The following is a 16002-nucleotide window of genomic DNA, read 5'->3' as shown; positions in this document are numbered from 1 at the left end:
GCTCGACAGCGATCGATCCCTGAGACCAAACATTAATCCAGACCGCGACAATATGGTCACATCTCCCATCTTTGTCCACCTGCGCATGCATAGCGAGTATTCCGTCGTGGATGGCATCGTGCGCATCGACGATGCGGTGGCAAAAGCGGCGTCGGACAATATGCCCGCTCTAGCGCTGACGGATCTTTCCAATCTGTTCGGCATGGTGAAGTTTTACCAGGAGGCGCGTGCCAAAGGCATAAAACCGATCATCGGCTGCGATGTCTGGATAAGTAACGAAGATGATCCGAACAAACCCGCGCGTATTTTATTGTTGTGCCAATCCAACTCGGGCTACCTATTGTTGTGCCGCCTGCTGTCGCGCGCCTATCGTGAAAACCAGCGCCAGGGCCGGGCGGAAATCAGAAAATCCTGGTTTACCGAAGGTGGAAGCGGAACAGCTGGACTGATTGCCCTGTCCGGGGCGAACGTTGGTGATATTGGTCTGATGTTGATGCAAAATAATCCGGCTCAGGCGGAAACACTGGCGCGCGAGTGGTCAGATTTGTTCCCGGACCGTTTTTATATCGAAGTGCAGCGAATAGGACACGCCAATACCGAGACTCTCTTGCAGCGCTCGCTGGCGTTGGCGTCCACATTGCGCCTACCGGTGGTGGCAACACAATCGGTACAGTTTCTGAATCCTGACGATTACAAGGCGCATGAGGCGCGGGTATGTATCGCGGAAGGTTATGTACTGGGCGACCGCCGGCGCCCGAAGCATTGCACCGAAGAGCAGTATTTCAAGACCCAGGCGGAGATGGCAGCACTGTTCGCCGATATACCGGCTGCGCTCGCCAACACGGTAGAACTCGCCAAGCGCTGCAATCTCGCACTGGAATTGGGAGTCAACCGTCTCCCACTGTTTCCCACGCCCAACAACCAGAGTCTGGAACTGTATCTACGCGCTCAATCGGAAGTCGGCCTTGAAGAGCGCATGAAAGCCCTCTATCCCGATATCACCGAGCGCAATGCGCAAATGCCAAAATATCGCGCACGGCTGGATTTCGAGGCCTCCACCATTGTGCAGATGGGATTCGCCGGATATTTTCTGATCGTTGCCGATTTCATCAACTGGGCCAAGCACAATGGGGTGCCGGTGGGTCCCGGCCGGGGCTCCGGCGCGGGCTCGCTGGTGGCTTACTCCCTGGGTATCACCGACCTCGATCCGCTTCGCTACGATTTACTGTTTGAACGCTTCCTGAACCCGGAACGTGTTTCGATGCCTGATTTTGACATCGATTTTTGCCAGGACGGGCGTGAACATGTGATCGATTATGTCAAACAGAAGTATGGCGCCGAGAGTGTTTCGCAGATTGCAACATTTGGCACCATGGCGGCAAAAGCGGTGGTGCGCGATGTTGGGCGAGTACTGGATTTGCCTTACAACTTCGTCGATCAATTGGCAAAGCTGGTACCGTTTGACCTTGGTATGACCCTGAAAAAAGCGCGTGCCGAAGAACCGCAGCTGAATCAGCGCGCGCAAACCGAGGAAGAGGTACGCAATCTGCTGGAACTGGCCGAACGTCTCGAAGGGCTTACACGCAATGTTGGCATGCACGCCGGGGGGGTACTGATCGCATCGGGGAAGATTACTGATTTTTGCCCCGTCTACTGCACGGACCTGGGTGATTCGGTAATAAGCCAACTAGATAAAGATGATGTGGAAAAAATCGGTCTGGTGAAGTTCGACTTTCTGGGCCTGCGAACATTGACCATCCTGGACTGGACTGTCAGATACATCAGGCAGCGAAAACCGGAGGGCGGAATGTGTAAACCTGGACAGTCCGCCATTGGCGTAAGCCAGGCAGCTGCCGACCCGGCAAAGCCGAACCTGGCGGCCTTTTCTCTGGATAATCTCCCCATGGACGATCCGACCACCTACGCACTGCTGCGGCAAGGCAATGCCGTCGGAATTTTCCAGTTCGAATCCCGGGGCATGAAAGATCTGTTGCAGAAGGCAAAACCTGACTGTTTTGAAGACATCATCGCGCTGGTAGCATTGTATCGTCCAGGGCCGATGGCCCTGATTCCCGAATTTACCGAACGCAAGCATGGCAAGCGCGTGGAGTATCTTGATCCACGTTTGCAGCCCATACTCGAGCCCACTTATGGCGTAATGATCTACCAGGAGCAGGTCATGCAAATCGCTCAGGTGATAGGTGGCTATAGTCTCGGGAGTGCCGACCTGCTGCGGCGGGCAATGGGCAAGAAAAAAGTCGAAGAAATGGCCATGCAACGCGATATTTTCGTTGCCGGCGCCACCAGGAACGGCTTGACAGAACGCGACGCGACCGAGTTATTCAGCTTGATGGAGAAATTCGCGGGTTACGGCTTCAACAAGTCGCACGCGGCAGCTTATGCCCTGATTGCATTTCAGACCGCCTACCTCAAAGCGCATTATCCCGCTGAATTTTTGGCGGCCACGCTGTCCGCCGATATGGACGATACGGATAAGGTGCATGCTTTTTTTGAGGATGGCATTGCCAATGGGCTCGCCATCCTGCCACCCGACATCAATCTTTCCAGTCATCGTTTTGTTCCGGTAGATGGAAAAACCATACGCTATGGTCTGGGGGCGGTGAAAGGGACGGGGGAATCGGCGATTACCGCGATTATCAAGGCGCGTGATCAAGGTGGGCCCTACATTGATTTGTTCGATTTCTGCCGGCGGGTGGACAAACGCATTGTCAATCGCCGCGTGGTGGAATCGCTTATCCGCGCCGGCGCGTTTGATGCCGTCAATAGTCATCGGGCGGGCTTGCTGGCATCGGTCGGTATTGCACTTGAAGCCGCCGAGCAAGCCGGTCGTGCGATTAATCAGGTGAGTTTGTTTGGCGAGAGTGACGACTCCATGGAACAAACAAGTTTGATTAACGTTCCGCCGTGGGCGGAAAAAGAAAAATTGAAGAACGAAAAAATGGCACTCGGGTTCTATTTGAGCGGTCACCCCTTCAATGACTATGCGGAAGACCTGAAAGGTTTCGTACGCACACGACTGGACCGATTGAATCCCCAACGGGAGCCGCAACTTCTGGCGGGAATCATCTATGCCGTGCGCACGCAGATGACTCGCCGTGGCAAGATGGGAGTGATCGTACTGGACGACGGCGCCGCCCGGGTAGAGGTTGTTGTGTACAATGAACTATTCGAGTCTGTACGCAGCTGGCTAAAAGAAGATCAACTACTTTTGGTAGAGGCCAGGGTGAACCATAAAAGGGGTGACGACGAGAATAGTGATGAATTGCGTATCGCCGCCGATCAATTATATAGCCTCGACAGTGCCCGCTCACGCTACGCCAAACGCATGAAGCTGCACTGCAATGGATTAGCCGACGCAGTCAAGCTGAAAGAGCTGCTTGCACCCTATCGTGGCAGCATTAATGCCGGCAAAGTTGACAATAGCCAACGCGCCAATGCGTACTGTCCGGTGTCGGTGATTTATCGCAATGAAAAGGCGGTGTGTGAACTGGAGCTGGGTGATGCATGGCGCGTAAGCCTGCAAGACAATTTGCTGCAATCGCTGTCAGCGCACTTCAAGGTAGAGAATATCAAAGTGATTTACTGACGTTCTCGCACCATGTGCCTTTATTCTTGACCGAATAGTTCAGTAGCTCTACTATGCTCACGTTCGATATTTTTGCATCCTGGTAGAGAATATTGCCTGGGCTGCGGACCCATTTAAATTGGCCTATGAACCACCCCCTGGTTTGGTGCTTTATATAGAAATGATAGGTTGCGCTTCGCTTCATCTCTCCTGCTGAATATCATATGGAAGCATCATAAAAGGTAAAAAAATGGAACCCAATACGACCACCATTGCGTCGGGCTTACAGAAGGTAAGAACCCGTATCAGGGAGATTGCCAGCAAAACCGGCCGGCAACCCGAAGCGATTACACTTTTAGCTGCAAGTAAAACCAACCCTGCCGAGTGCCTGCGTGAGGCCTTTGCGGCTGGACAGACTATTTTCGGAGAGAATTATCTCCAGGAGGCGCTGGCTAAAATGCCGGCGCTCGCCGATTTGCCCATCGAGTGGCATTTCATCGGACCCATCCAGAGCAATAAAACAAAACGCATCGCGGAGAACTTCACCTGGGTGCATAGCATAGACCGGAAAAAAATTGCCGACCGCTTGTCGAAGGATAGACCCGAGTCGTTGCCGCCCCTTCAGGTATGCGTGCAGGTAAACGTGAGCGGAGAGGATAGCAAGAGCGGTGTGGCGCCCGAGGAAGCCGCCGATCTGGCAGCGTACGTAGTGGGATTGCCCCGCCTGAAACTACGAGGAGTGATGGCCATTCCCGAGCTTACTAAAGCGACAGCTTTGCAACGCAGCCAGTTCCGCATGTTGAAGGAAACTTACGATCGGCTCAAGCAGGCTGGCTATGACCTTGACACAATCTCGATGGGTATGTCGGAGGATCTGGATATCGCTATCGAAGAAGGCGCAACCATGGTTCGTATCGGTACAGCAATCTTCGGACCACGGCGCTATGCTATCCCGGAGGAGCTTGCTATCCTGCAGGGGAAACCTGAGTAACTCCCATTGTGAGTCACGTTGCGGTAAGCGTGCTCAGGGATTTCCCAGCGCAAGATACTTTTCGCGCAGCTGCGCTTCAGTTTCAACGATATCCGGATTTAGGACGATGCAGTCCACTGGACATACTTCCACGCATTGCGAAACTTCATGATGCCCCACGCATTCGGTACAGAGGTCAGAGGCTATTACATAGATTTCCTCCCCCTGCGAAATGGCATCGTTGGGACACTCGGGTTCGCATACGTCGCAGTTGATGCATTCATCGGTGATCATTAAAGCCATATCAACCTCGAATATTACGATTCAATTTTTATCCGTAGTTGCGCGGCGACCAAAGGATGCACAAATTTGTCCACGTTTCCGCCGAGCAATGCAATTTCTCGCACGATAGTGGCGGAAATGAACATATATTGTTCCGATGGCGTCATGAATACGGTTTCAATCCTCGGATTGATGCTGCGGTTCATCCCCGCCATTTGAAACTCATATTCAAAATCGGACACTGCGCGCAAACCGCGCAAAATTACTCTCGCGTTCTGCTGCTGCGAGAATTCCATCAAAAGACCTGAAAAAGCCATTACCTCGACATTGGGGCAATCGGCCAGCACCTCGCTTCCCATCTTCACTCGCTCATCCTGAGTAAAAAAAGGTTTCTTGCCGCTGCTTGTAGCCACAGCGACCACCACCCGGTCGAACAACCCCGATGCGCGCCGGACCAAATCCTCGTGCCCGCGCGTAATAGGGTCGAATGTGCCAGGGTATATCGCTTTATCCATTTTTCCCGAATTTCAGTAATTGATAATACACTTTACCCGCCCGTCCTTTGCGCCAAACCCGCCAGTCCTCGCCGGCCTCGAGGGAATTATCGTTTTCTACATAAACCAGCCCATCTTCCGTAAGATGCGAAGGAAGGCGGGGCAGCAGTTTGGGCAGTAGGCCCAGCCGATAGGGTGGATCAAGAAAAATCACGTCAAACCGCTGTCGGTCGGAATCCATGAATTTTAACGCATCCATCGCTACCAATTGGATTTGCGTTGCTCCCAGTTTTTGCGAGTTGGCATTCAGTGCCTTAAATACCCCGTGATCGAATTCCACCATGAATACCCGCTGCGCGCCTCGGGATGCGGCCTCAAAGCCCATCGCTCCACTGCCCGCAAACAAGTCAAGACAGGTCTTGCCGCTTAGATCCTGTCCCAGCCAGTTAAACACAGTCTCGCGTATTCGATCCGATGTCGGGCGCAGATCCGCACCGTCAGGAAAAGTAATGATGCGGCTGCGCCATTTGCCACCGATGATGCGGACTTTATGTCTCATACCAGGCAAAACGCGTGATAAGGAATTGGATACTACCTTCTATTTCTTTTCCAATGCTCCCACCACAACACCCACCATCCCTTCAGGTTTGATACGGCGCTGGAAAGCGTCCTTGATTTGAGCGACAGTCACATTTTCCACCGCTTTCAGGTAATCATCCAGATAAGTGAGCGGCAGATCGTAAAAACCAATCACGGCGAGATATCCGAGAATTTTCCTGTTACTGTCTATGCGTAATGGAAAACTGCCGATAATATTCTGCTTGGCTTCCGCAAGTTCTTTTTCTGTTGGCCCCCCCGACACGAAGTCCGCTAGAACTTTCCGCGTCAGTACCAGCGCCTCTTCCGACTGCTCTTTCCTGGTTTGCAAACTGATTTCGAACGGTCCCTTCTCTCTGAGTGGGGAGAAATGGCTATGAACGCTGTAAGCCAATCCGCGTTTCTGCCGGATCTCTTCCATCAGACGCGAGGTGAATCCCCCACCGCCCAATACATGATTGCCGACGAGTAGCGGAAAATAATCGGGATCATCGCGTCGCAGTCCCGGATAAGCAAGCTGAATATGGCTTTGTGTTGCGGGATGAGCGATTCTCTTTATCTCCGGGGCGGGTGCTGTCACCGCCGGCACAACATCCGCAGGTTTGCCTTGCGGCAGTTCATTCGTCAGCGATTCAGCAATGGCGGCCGCTTCTGCACGGCTTACGTCTCCCATGATGGACACGACCGCCCCCGCTGCGGAATAACGGGACCGGTAAAAATCCATCAGATCGTCGCGCCGCAATGCACCCACCGTCTCAATCTCGCCCGAACCTCGCAATCCGTAAGGATGGCTGCCGTAGAGCATCTTCATCAGTAAGCGATCAGCGATGAGGTCTGGTTTGGTATCGGCTTCTTTCAATCCGGCAATTATCCGCTGCTGCTCCCGCTCCAGGACGCTGACCACAAACTCAGGATGCTGTATGAGCCGGCCGAGTATATCGAGTGCTTGCTTCCGTTCCCGCGCGTTGCTCAATGTGCGCAGCGTAACGCCCGCTCGGTCTTGATCGAAATGAGCACCCAGTTGGGCGCCGACGTCCGCTATCGCTTTGGCAATCTGGTCTTCGGACAGCCCCCCTGCACCTAGACTCAGCAGATACAGCACGAGACCCGCACGGCCGGATTTATCCGGCGTGTCGGTACTGCTACCCGCGCTGAAATCCACGCTGACATCGAGTATCGGCAAATCACGGCTCTCGACAAAATATACCTGTGCACCCGAAGCCGCCTGCCAGTGCTGGATTGGCAGGGTGGCGGACGCCCATTGGGAACAGGCGCCCAGAAGCAGAATAAATATGCAACGTATCACTGGCATCAAAACCTCTCCGGATAATTCTGAATCACTTTTTAACCTCAATACTGATCGGCGTTATCTTGATCGAGTAATAATTTTTTGCGATAGCGGGAAACATCTTTTTCCAATTAACCACACAGGATCGGGACCAGACCCATGTCACTCAGTGACGCAGCCCGCTAGGCGCGGCAAAAGGAGCTTTCTGTTCCAGTGGCTGCGGGTCGAGCACCGCAACCGTCAGACTGTCATCCTTCAAATATTTTTTTGCCACCTCGCGCACTTGTTCGGCGGTAACAGCTTGCAGCTTTTTCAACATCGTCTCCACATCACGGTGGGACATTCCAATACTTTCCAGCTGGCCGATCTGCATCGCTTGATAAAACATCGAGTCGAGCTGAAAGACATGGCCAGCCACGACCTGAGCCTTGACTCGCGCAAGCTCCTCTTCAGTTACACCTTCGCGCACAAGTTTTTCCACTTCCGCACGTAAAGCGACTTCCAGATCGGCCACCGTTTTCCCTTCGCTGGGCGTACCATCGAGATAAAACATGCCGGGACCGCGTGCGGTGGAGTCGTAACCCGCGCCCGCCGAGTTGGCAATACGCTGCTCGCGCACCAATTCCTTATTGAGTCGTGCGGATTCGTTGCCATCCAGCACCCCCGCAAGCATTTCCAACGCAAAAGGCTCCCAATCCGTAGCGGGATTGCGCACTACCGGCGCATGATAGCCCATCGCGAGGTACGGCAAACGCGCGGGCGCTTTTACTGTAAGCCGCTTGATGCCAATTTGTAGTGGTTCTGTCTGCGGCTTGCGTTCATTCAACGGCAATAGCGGGCGCGACTGTATAGAACCGTAGTACTTTTGCGCCAGAACGAACACTTCTTTCGGGTCTACGTCACCCACTACCACCAGCACGGCGTTATTGGGCGCATACCAGCGGTCATACCATTCCTTGGCGTCTCGGAAATTCATATTTTCCAGATCATTCATCCAGCCTATGACTGGATGCCGGTATGGATGCGATTGAAAAGATGTGGCGGTCATCTTCTCATGCACCAGCGCGCGAGGCTGGTCATCGGTGCGCAAGCGCCGTTCTTCCATCACCACCTTGATTTCTTTGGCAAACTCAGCTTCTGTCAACACGAGATTGCGCATGCGGTCAGACTCCAGCTCCATGGCGAGCGGTAGTCTGGATTTCTGTAATTGCTGGAAATAAGCGGTGTAGTCACGGCTCGTGAATGCGTTTTCGCGCCCTCCCGCCGCCGCGATACGCCTGGAAAATTCACCGCCGGGGACTTTGCGGGTTCCTTTGAACATCATATGCTCCAATACATGAGCTACCCCTGTAGTCCCATTCAGCTCATCAATGCTGCCCGCCTTGTACCAGATCTGAGAAATGACTACGGGAGAACGATGATCTTCCTTGACGATCAACTTAAGCCCATTGGCGAGCATGAACTCATGCGTAGTGGCGGAGGCCGCCGAAGCAACCAGGAGCGCGAGTAGCGCCAGTATTTTCGCAACGGGCCGCGAAAGAGAAGGAGCGGCAACACAACAATAAACTGTCATTTTTTTAATAACCTAAATCAGGGTAAACTGAATAAAATTCCGGAATAATCCTAAATCCGGCAGTTCGACGGCGTGAAGTGTGCGGTTTTTGGGATGCGGAGCAAGGCGCAAAGACGCTGAATGACAATTCCATTCCCAGGCGTTGCGACCAACGCAAGCCCGTGCCGCAAAAAACTGTGCAATTCACGCCCGTGGCGGCCCTCATCCGGAAGGTGAGCATCCAAACAATACGGAATATTGTTATTGATCATAATATTGATCTATTAAATGAGCGACCAACCGCCGGATCTAGGATAATATCCTGCTCGCCAGTTTTCGCCCCGTATTTCGACACATGTAGACAGCCTAACAGAATGCCAAGTTTCTTCAAATCCAAAAATAGTGCAACGCCTGCCGGTGTACCAGCCGCAAACTGGACAACCCGGGTCCGGCAAGGCCTTTCCCGCACCCGGGACAATCTGGGCAAGCAGTTATCCGGGTTATTCGGTGGGGGCAAAATCGATGAAGCCCTGTATGAAGAACTGGAAACCATATTGCTGACAGCCGATACCGGCGTAAACGCGACGACTTGGCTGCTTGATGAGTTGCGCAGACAAGTCAAACGCGATGGCCTGACTGATGCGGCGCAACTCAAGGGTGCATTACAGCATGCACTTGTCAATCTGCTCGCACCGCTGGCGCAACCCCTTGATACGGACACGAACAAACCCTTTATTATTATGCTGACAGGCGTAAATGGGGCGGGTAAAACCACCTCGATCGGCAAACTCGCCCATCATTTCCAGTCAGAAGGAAAAACCGTGCTGCTCGCTGCCGGCGATACCTTCCGTGCCGCCGCGCGTGAACAACTCGTGGCCTGGGGCGAGCGTAATAACGTCGCCGTTATTGCGCAGGAGACCGCCGGCCAGCAAAGGGGGGATCCCGCGGCGGTGATATTCGATGCGGTGAGCGCTGCTAAAGCACGCGGTATTGATATTGTGTTGGCGGACACCGCTGGACGGCTCGCGACTCAACTGCATCTAATGGAAGAAATCAAAAAAGTGAAGCGCGTAATTGCCAAAGCGGAACCGGATGCACCTCATGAGATACTTTTGGTGTTGGACGCCAACACGGGACAAAATGCGGTCAATCAGGTGCAGGCCTTCGATGACGCGCTCGGTCTTACGGGTCTCATCATTACCAAGCTTGACGGCACCGCCAAAGGCGGGGTAATTGCCGCGATCGCCAGGCAACGGGAGAAGAAACAACCATTGCCAATACGCTTCATCGGCGTGGGCGAAGGCATGGATGATTTGAGACCGTTCGACGCAAATGAGTTTGTCGAGGCGCTATTTGACTGAGGACAAAGTGGTTCGATACGACGGAGTTCAATCCTCGGGAACCAGAGGCGCTCTTGACGGTAAAATGAACCCTTTGCGGTGAAGACTTCTCCATGATCAGCTTCAGTCAGGTCTGCAAGCGCTATCCCAACGGTTTCAACGCGCTCAAGAATATCGGCTTTACGCTCGAGGCAGGTGAGATGGCATTGATTACTGGCCATTCGGGTGCAGGAAAAAGTACGCTGCTGAGGCTCATTGCCGCCATAGAGCGGCCTACTTCCGGCAGTATTATTGTCAACGGCCAGAATGTCAGTACGCTCAATGGAGGCGCGATCCCGTTTCTGCGGCGAAATCTCGGACTGGTTTTTCAAGACCAAAAAATCCTGTTTGACCGCACGGTGTTCGACAATGTGCTGCTGCCTCTGCAAATCAGCGGATTCGATTCTCGAGCGGCAACTGGACGAGTGCGCGCCGCGCTCGACAAGGTAGGATTGCTGGACAGGGAAAAAGCGCGGCCCATTACGCTCTCCGGCGGTGAGCAGCAACGCCTTTGCATCGCCCGCGCGATCGTAAACCGCCCCTCCATACTGATCGCCGATGAACCCACCAGCAACCTAGATGCTGATTATGCGAAAGACATCATGATGATGTTCAAATCATTTCATCAAGTGGGCGTGACCGTGCTGATAGCGACCCATGATGTGGAATTGCTGCGTGGCACGCCGCTGCGTATCTTTGCGCTCAATCACGGCGAGCTGACGGTATGAACGTATGGCTGGCCCATCACTGGCACGCTTTCGTCCTGGCGCTTAAACGGCTGGCGGGCGCACCCATCGGGAATCTTCTCAGCATTATCGTGATCGGGATTGCCTTCAGCCTGCCTGCGGGAATCTACATGTTGCTGGAAAATCTTCAGGCATTCTCCGCACAGGTCTCGGGTACGCCGCAACTGAGCGTGTTCCTTGAGATGGGGGCCGACAGTGACGAGGTAGCGCAGATTGAAGGCCGCCTTAAAGAACATCCGCAGATAGCGAGCTTCGAGTTCATTCCCAGAGACAGCGCTCTAAGGCAGCTCACGCAGGATAACGGATTGGCAGATCTCGTGGATGGCCTTGAACGAAATCCGCTACCCGACGCTTTCGTGATCAATGCCAGCAACCTCTCGCCAGCGGCACTGGAGGAACTCCGGGCGGAGCTGCAAAAATGGCCCCGAATCGAACACGTGCAACTGGACTCGGCGTGGGCAAAGCGGTTGGATGCCCTGGTCAGTCTGGGTCGGTTGGCGGTACTGATGCTCGCCGCCCTGCTGAGTTTTGCGCTGGTAGCCGTGACATTCAACACCATACGCCTGCAGATTCTCACCAAGCGGGATGAAATAGAAGTGTCGAAGTTGATCGGCGCTACCAACGGTTTCATCCGCCGCCCTTTTCTGTACTTCGGCGCTATCCAGGGAATGGCCGGAGGGGTGGCGGCATGGCTGATCATTTCTCTTGGTATCCATCTGGTAGATGATGAACTGAGGAATTTGACGCGGCTCTACGTGGTGGATTTTCCTCTCTATCATCTTTCCCCGGAAGACAGCCTGACTCTGTTATTACTCTCGGCATGTCTAGGCTGGGTGGGGGCGTGGTTGTCGGTAGCAAACCATCTGTGGCAGATAGAACCAAGTTAATTCATGAGGTTAGGTATTAACCCCGGGAACTTTTCACCCAGTTGACTTTCTTATCAGGAAAGGTTACTTTTTGCAGAATCAAGGAGAATGTATGACTTTCGCTTTAACCATACCTACAGCGGGCGGCAGCATTGAAAGTTACATTCAGGCTGTTAATCGCTTTCGCATTCTTTCTCAGGAAGAAGAAATCCGTTTGGCACGATCCCTGAGAGATGAAGATAATATAGACGCGGCACGTCAATTGGTTTTATCGCACTTGCGCGTAGTGGTCGCCATTGCTCGCGGTTACAAAGGCTATGGTTTGCCCCAGGCGGATCTGATTCAAGAGGGCAATATCGGTCTTATGAAAGCGGTCAAGCGCTATGATCCGGAGCGCGGCGTACGGCTGGTGTCGTTTGCGGTACACTGGATCAAGGCGGAGATCCACGAATTCATATTGCGCAACTGGCGCCTGGTTAAAATCGCCACAACCAAGGCGCAACGCAAGTTGTTCTTTAACCTGCGCAGCATGAAGCCGGTTCTGGATACCATGAATCCCGAGGAAGTTAACGCCATGGCCAAGCAATTGGGCGTCAAGGCCGAGGAAGTGGTGGAAATGGAAACCCGTTTCAACGGGCGCGACATTTCGCTGGAACCGCTGTCTGAAGACGATGATGAGACATTCAGCCCCATCGCATATCTTACCGACGGTACAGAGCCGCCGCAATTGCTTGAAGCCGAACAAACCACGCGTTTGCGCGGAGAAGGGCTGGAGCAGGCGCTGGCAAACCTGGACGCACGTAGCCGGCACATCATCGAGGCGCGCTGGCTGCGGGAAAACGACGCCGCAACGCTGCATGATCTTGCCGAGGAGCTGGGTGTATCCGCGGAGCGGATTCGTCAGATTGAAGCCAAGGCAATGGAGAAAATGCGGGGGACGATGGTAGCGGTTGCATAAATAGTCAAGTAATCGGGAACGGGAAGTCGCATATCGCGCCCGATTATAGACGTCATAAAATCAACAGCGGCGAAATAAGCTCGCGACTCCTTTCCCTGTGACTGTAAAAGAAGTCTTCATTTTTAGCGTAGCGTTACTGCTGTCCGGTTGCGTTACACCGCAAGTCACGCAGCCCTCTGGGGATCCTGTGGATTTGAGGGGATTCCAGAAAATAGAGCTGATCGTAACGGACTCCGTTAACACTGCCTATTCCAAAAACGGCTTGCCCATGTTTGCAGGCCTGCTCAGAGGCAGGCTGCAATCCATAGGGTATGCGCTGGTCGATACGGCCCCCCAAATGATTCTTGAGGTGAGCGTACATGAATTTGATCCGGGAAACCGGCCTCTGCGTACACTGATCGGTTTCGGGGCGGGGCGGGCCGTCTTGAAGTACACCGCCCGTTTCAAGACCCCCATGGGTAAGCTGTTAGCGGAACTTGAGGGCGGCAAAGCCTACCATGGTCTGGAGTTGGTGGATAATCCCACGTTCAAGTCCGACGAAGCGACGCGCATGGGATTGATCGCATATTCAGTCAGTCAGATTGGAGAGTTTATCGAGAAGAACGGGACCCGGGAGTAGGAATAAAACGCTACCGACGAAGGTTGTTAATATGTCTACCCTTCTCGATCTTCATCGTCCGGACCTGGCAGAAAATTGACGCCATTTGACTATTCCTTATAGCCTTCAGGCTAATTGCTTTCCGCCCACTGTTCCGGGGTGAGGGTTTTCATGGACAGGGCATGAATCTCCTGTTTCATCCTGTCACCCAGTGCACGATAGACCAGTTGGTGTTGCTGCACCATGTTCTTTTCCCGGAATTCAGGACTGACGATGATTGCGCTGAAATGACGGCCGTCATCGCCCTCCACATGCACAAGTTCGCATGGCATGGACGCTTCAATGTGATTTTTTATGCTTTCCGCTGTGACCATTTTTTCTTCCTTTATATGAATGACGCTTCAATAAATGAGCGATGATGCGGTTCGAATAATGAGGCCTATATCGGCTTCAACTTTGGTGATCGGCCTGCACACGGTTTCAGATGCCCTTAATGGCGGATCTTGTACCCCGCCTTAAGCATCTGCAGTGTCAGCCATGATACCGCCAGAAAGCATGTCGCCACAATCCCAAGGCTGACATAAGGTGAAATGTCCGACACGCTAAAAAAACCATAGCGGAAACCATCGATCATATAAAAAAACGGATTCAGGTGCGACAATCCCTGCCAGAAGGGAGGCAATGAATGAATCGTATAAAACACGCCGGATAAAAACGTCAGGGGCAGAATGACAAAATTCTGAAAAGCGGCCAGCTGATCAAATTTTTCCGCCCAGATACCGGCAATAATACCGAGTGCCCCCAGCAATGCGCTGCCCATCAGGGCAAACACGAATACCCATAGAAACGAGCTCACCGGTATTTCGAAAAATCCGAGCGTTACCAGGTAAACTCCCGCTCCCACCGCCAGGCCGCGCGCAACCGATGCCAGCACATAAGCCAAAAATATTTCCTGGTAAGAAAGCGGCGATAACAGGACAAAGACGAAATTGCCTGAGATCTTCGATTGAATCAAGCTGGATGACGAATTGGCGAAAGCATTCTGCAGCATAGCCATCATCACCAGGCCCGGAACCAGAAAGGCAATGTATGTGACGCCCGGATACGCCTGCACGTGTTCCTCCAGCACATGGGAAAAAATCAGCAGATAGAGCAGCGTGGAAAGCATCGGTGCAAATAGGGTCTGTAACCCGACTTTCCAGAAACGCAGCAGCTCCTTGTGGAGCAAAGTAAAAAATCCGGTCATCGAGATACTGGCTGCGGATTTTTAGTATGACCCATGATCTTCACGAATACTTCTTCCAGATCGGGTTGCAACACCTGCATCTCCAGGACTTGCGCCTGTGCCATCCGCAGCGCTGCCATGACACTTTCGAGCTGGGCATATTCGCTGATCGCCAGGATATAATATCCATCCTCATAATTACTCATTAGGGGTTGTAGCGGTAAAGGCAGCGTATCGGGCGACAACCGCAATCGCACCGAGCATCCGGAAATGCTATTGATGAGATTTTTGATACTGTCGAGTGCGACGATATTCCCTTGCTTGAGCATTGCCACGCGGCTGCATAAAGCTTCCGCTTCCTCAAGGTAATGCGTAGTGAGCACAATAGTGTGGCCGTTGCGGTTCAACTGTTTGATAAAATGCCAAAGCGCCTGGCGCAATTCCACATCCACCCCGGCGGTGGGTTCGTCCAGAATGATTACCGGCGGCTTGTGCACCAATGCCTGAGCCACAAGCACGCGCCGCTTCATGCCACCGGACAGCGTGCGCATGTTGGCATCGGCTTTGTCGGCGAGATCCAGATGGTGGATTATCTCCTCTATCCAGGAACTATTATTCTTCAGGCCATAATAGCCCGATTGAATCGCAAGCGTTTCTCGAACAGTAAAGAACGGATCAAATACGAGTTCCTGCGGCACCACGCCCAGCATGCGCCGCGCTTCACGGTAATCGGCAACAGTATCGTAGCCCATTACCCTGGCGCTGCCGCTGCTGGCAAGAGTCAGGCCCGCAATGATGTTAATGAGCGTAGTCTTGCCCGCGCCGTTGGGACCCAGCAGCGCAAAAAATTCACCGGTGCCGATTTCAAGATCGACGCCGTCCAAAGCCTGCAATGCGCCGAAGCGTTTATGCATCTGCTTGACTTCGATTGCCAGCGTCATTGAAAGGAACCAGGATAAGGAATGTCAGGCATGTATAGCGGGCAAATAGATAGCGGGTTTTTAGTATTCACCCTGCGAATTACCCGTCGCTGGTCGAGGAAGTACCCGTTTTTGCACTTCCTCCAAGCCGTAACAATTTATGATTTACGCTTGCAAGATCAATTCGGAAACGCCGTATAGTTGAGTCAGACCCCGCAGGTTTTGCGGCATATTGGCGAAAGACATCCGGTGCCCACGACGGCCCGCCTCGCGCTGCCATTCCAACAACATGCTGACGGCTGACGAATCCACCTCGGTCACGTGCGTGAGATCGATTACCAGATCATCATGATTAAACAATGCAATGCCCCGCTCGACCACCGCAGCGACATTATTGAAAGTGACCGATCCATTGACGTTCAGTTTGCCGTCCTCGGATAGTGCTACCTCAGCCCTCATGCCAAATCCGGTGGTTGAATGTGAAAATCAACGATGTAAATCTCTTCTTGGATCACCCTGCCAAGCTGAAAAATGAGCTGGC

16 protein-coding genes are annotated in these 16002 nt (G+C 53.1%); 7 read left to right on the top strand and 9 right to left on the bottom strand.

Annotated features, from left to right (window positions below; translation table 11 throughout):
* The first annotated feature begins 52 nt into the window (after positions 1–52).
* A complete protein-coding gene (gene dnaE / locus SQ11_RS09585; RefSeq protein WP_041513950.1) occupies positions 53–3607 on the top strand; it encodes a DNA polymerase III subunit alpha in 3555 nt (1184 codons plus the stop codon).
* A 229-nt stretch (positions 3608–3836) separates the two neighbouring features.
* Positions 3837–4577 carry a YggS family pyridoxal phosphate-dependent enzyme gene (locus SQ11_RS09580; RefSeq protein WP_041513949.1) on the top strand — a complete coding sequence of 247 codons (741 nt, stop codon included), beginning with the start codon at positions 3837–3839 and terminating at the stop codon, positions 4575–4577.
* Between the two features lie 33 nt (positions 4578–4610).
* On the opposite strand, the gene SQ11_RS09575 is transcribed toward SQ11_RS09580, so the two are convergent.
* From SQ11_RS09575 to SQ11_RS09555, 5 genes are all read right to left on the bottom strand, one after another.
* On the bottom strand, positions 4611–4859 hold the full coding sequence (locus SQ11_RS09575; RefSeq protein ID WP_041513948.1) for a YfhL family 4Fe-4S dicluster ferredoxin: 249 nt from the start codon (positions 4857–4859) through the stop codon (positions 4611–4613).
* A gap of 14 nt (positions 4860–4873) precedes the next feature.
* Positions 4874–5353, bottom strand: coding sequence for a pantetheine-phosphate adenylyltransferase (gene coaD / locus SQ11_RS09570; protein ID WP_041513947.1), 480 nt, complete (start codon positions 5351–5353; stop codon positions 4874–4876).
* Complete coding sequence (rsmD, locus tag SQ11_RS09565) at positions 5346–5891, bottom strand: 16S rRNA (guanine(966)-N(2))-methyltransferase RsmD (protein ID WP_041513946.1); 546 nt, start codon at positions 5889–5891, stop codon at positions 5346–5348. Before rsmD ends, coaD begins: the two co-directional genes overlap by 8 nt.
* A 39-nt stretch (positions 5892–5930) precedes the next feature.
* Positions 5931–7241, bottom strand: a complete 1311-nt coding sequence (locus SQ11_RS09560) for a pitrilysin family protein (RefSeq protein WP_041513945.1) — start codon at positions 7239–7241, stop codon at positions 5931–5933.
* A 142-nt stretch (positions 7242–7383) separates the two neighbouring features.
* Complete coding sequence (locus SQ11_RS09555; protein ID WP_052494139.1) at positions 7384–8790, bottom strand: pitrilysin family protein; 1407 nt, start codon at positions 8788–8790, stop codon at positions 7384–7386.
* A gap of 353 nt (positions 8791–9143) precedes the next feature.
* Here SQ11_RS09555 and ftsY point away from each other — a divergent pair, with 353 nt between their 5' ends.
* The 5 genes from ftsY (at position 9144) to SQ11_RS09530 (ending at position 13337) form a co-directional block, all read left to right on the top strand.
* Positions 9144–10130, top strand: a complete 987-nt coding sequence (gene ftsY, locus SQ11_RS09550) for a signal recognition particle-docking protein FtsY (protein ID WP_041514001.1) — start codon at positions 9144–9146, stop codon at positions 10128–10130.
* A 92-nt stretch (positions 10131–10222) separates the two neighbouring features.
* Positions 10223–10876: a cell division ATP-binding protein FtsE gene (gene ftsE, locus SQ11_RS09545; RefSeq protein WP_041513944.1), complete on the top strand. Its 654-nt coding sequence runs from the start codon at positions 10223–10225 to the stop codon at positions 10874–10876.
* Entirely contained in the window at positions 10873–11781 is a 909-nt protein-coding gene (gene ftsX, locus SQ11_RS09540) for a permease-like cell division protein FtsX (protein ID WP_041513943.1), read from the top strand. The genes ftsE and ftsX overlap by 4 nt, the downstream gene beginning before the upstream one ends.
* Before the next feature lie 91 nt (positions 11782–11872).
* Positions 11873–12718 carry an RNA polymerase sigma factor RpoH gene (gene rpoH / locus SQ11_RS09535; protein ID WP_041513942.1) on the top strand — a complete coding sequence of 282 codons (846 nt, stop codon included), beginning with the start codon at positions 11873–11875 and terminating at the stop codon, positions 12716–12718.
* A gap of 97 nt (positions 12719–12815) precedes the next feature.
* Complete coding sequence (locus tag SQ11_RS09530; RefSeq protein ID WP_156972456.1) at positions 12816–13337, top strand: DUF4410 domain-containing protein; 522 nt, start codon at positions 12816–12818, stop codon at positions 13335–13337.
* 110 nt (positions 13338–13447) lie between these two features.
* Here the strand turns inward: SQ11_RS09530 and SQ11_RS09525 are convergent, their stop codons facing one another.
* From SQ11_RS09525 to SQ11_RS09510, 4 genes are all read right to left on the bottom strand, one after another.
* A complete protein-coding gene (locus tag SQ11_RS09525; RefSeq protein ID WP_041513940.1) occupies positions 13448–13690 on the bottom strand; it encodes a BolA family protein in 243 nt (80 codons plus the stop codon).
* Between the two features lie 116 nt (positions 13691–13806).
* Complete coding sequence (locus tag SQ11_RS09520) at positions 13807–14562, bottom strand: ABC transporter permease (RefSeq protein WP_041513939.1); 756 nt, start codon at positions 14560–14562, stop codon at positions 13807–13809.
* On the bottom strand, positions 14559–15482 hold the full coding sequence (locus tag SQ11_RS09515; RefSeq protein ID WP_041513938.1) for an ABC transporter ATP-binding protein: 924 nt from the start codon (positions 15480–15482) through the stop codon (positions 14559–14561). The genes SQ11_RS09520 and SQ11_RS09515 overlap by 4 nt, the downstream gene beginning before the upstream one ends.
* 144 nt (positions 15483–15626) lie before the next feature.
* Entirely contained in the window at positions 15627–15920 is a 294-nt protein-coding gene (locus SQ11_RS09510) for a lipid asymmetry maintenance protein MlaB (RefSeq protein WP_041513937.1), read from the bottom strand.
* Positions 15921–16002 lie beyond the last annotated feature (82 nt).

The sequence above is a fragment of the Nitrosospira sp. NpAV genome (genome assembly GCF_000832065.1).
Taxonomy (GTDB): domain Bacteria; phylum Pseudomonadota; class Gammaproteobacteria; order Burkholderiales; family Nitrosomonadaceae; genus Nitrosospira.
Note: the sequence above shows the minus strand (reverse complement) of the source record. Positions and strands in the feature narration are given on the sequence as shown.

Excerpts from the sequence above, each read along its gene's own strand:
- rpoH (WP_041513942.1), top strand. The coding sequence starts at position 11,873 with ATGACTTTCGCTTTAACCATACCTACAGCGGGCGGCAGCATTGAAAGT.
- SQ11_RS09580 (WP_041513949.1), top strand. The coding sequence starts at position 3,837 with ATGGAACCCAATACGACCACCATTGCGTCGGGCTTACAGAAGGTAAGA.
- SQ11_RS09555 (WP_052494139.1), bottom strand. The coding sequence starts at position 8,790 with ATGACAGTTTATTGTTGTGTTGCCGCTCCTTCTCTTTCGCGGCCCGTT.
- rsmD (WP_041513946.1), bottom strand. The coding sequence starts at position 5,891 with ATGAGACATAAAGTCCGCATCATCGGTGGCAAATGGCGCAGCCGCATC.
- dnaE (WP_041513950.1), top strand. The coding sequence starts at position 53 with ATGGTCACATCTCCCATCTTTGTCCACCTGCGCATGCATAGCGAGTAT.
- SQ11_RS09510 (WP_041513937.1), bottom strand. The coding sequence starts at position 15,920 with ATGAGGGCTGAGGTAGCACTATCCGAGGACGGCAAACTGAACGTCAAT.
- SQ11_RS09515 (WP_041513938.1), bottom strand. The coding sequence starts at position 15,482 with ATGACGCTGGCAATCGAAGTCAAGCAGATGCATAAACGCTTCGGCGCA.
- SQ11_RS09575 (WP_041513948.1), bottom strand. The coding sequence starts at position 4,859 with ATGGCTTTAATGATCACCGATGAATGCATCAACTGCGACGTATGCGAA.
- SQ11_RS09525 (WP_041513940.1), bottom strand. The coding sequence starts at position 13,690 with ATGGTCACAGCGGAAAGCATAAAAAATCACATTGAAGCGTCCATGCCA.
- ftsE (WP_041513944.1), top strand. The coding sequence starts at position 10,223 with ATGATCAGCTTCAGTCAGGTCTGCAAGCGCTATCCCAACGGTTTCAAC.
- coaD (WP_041513947.1), bottom strand. The coding sequence starts at position 5,353 with ATGGATAAAGCGATATACCCTGGCACATTCGACCCTATTACGCGCGGG.
- SQ11_RS09520 (WP_041513939.1), bottom strand. The coding sequence starts at position 14,562 with ATGACCGGATTTTTTACTTTGCTCCACAAGGAGCTGCTGCGTTTCTGG.
- SQ11_RS09560 (WP_041513945.1), bottom strand. The coding sequence starts at position 7,241 with ATGCCAGTGATACGTTGCATATTTATTCTGCTTCTGGGCGCCTGTTCC.
- ftsY (WP_041514001.1), top strand. The coding sequence starts at position 9,144 with ATGCCAAGTTTCTTCAAATCCAAAAATAGTGCAACGCCTGCCGGTGTA.
- ftsX (WP_041513943.1), top strand. The coding sequence starts at position 10,873 with ATGAACGTATGGCTGGCCCATCACTGGCACGCTTTCGTCCTGGCGCTT.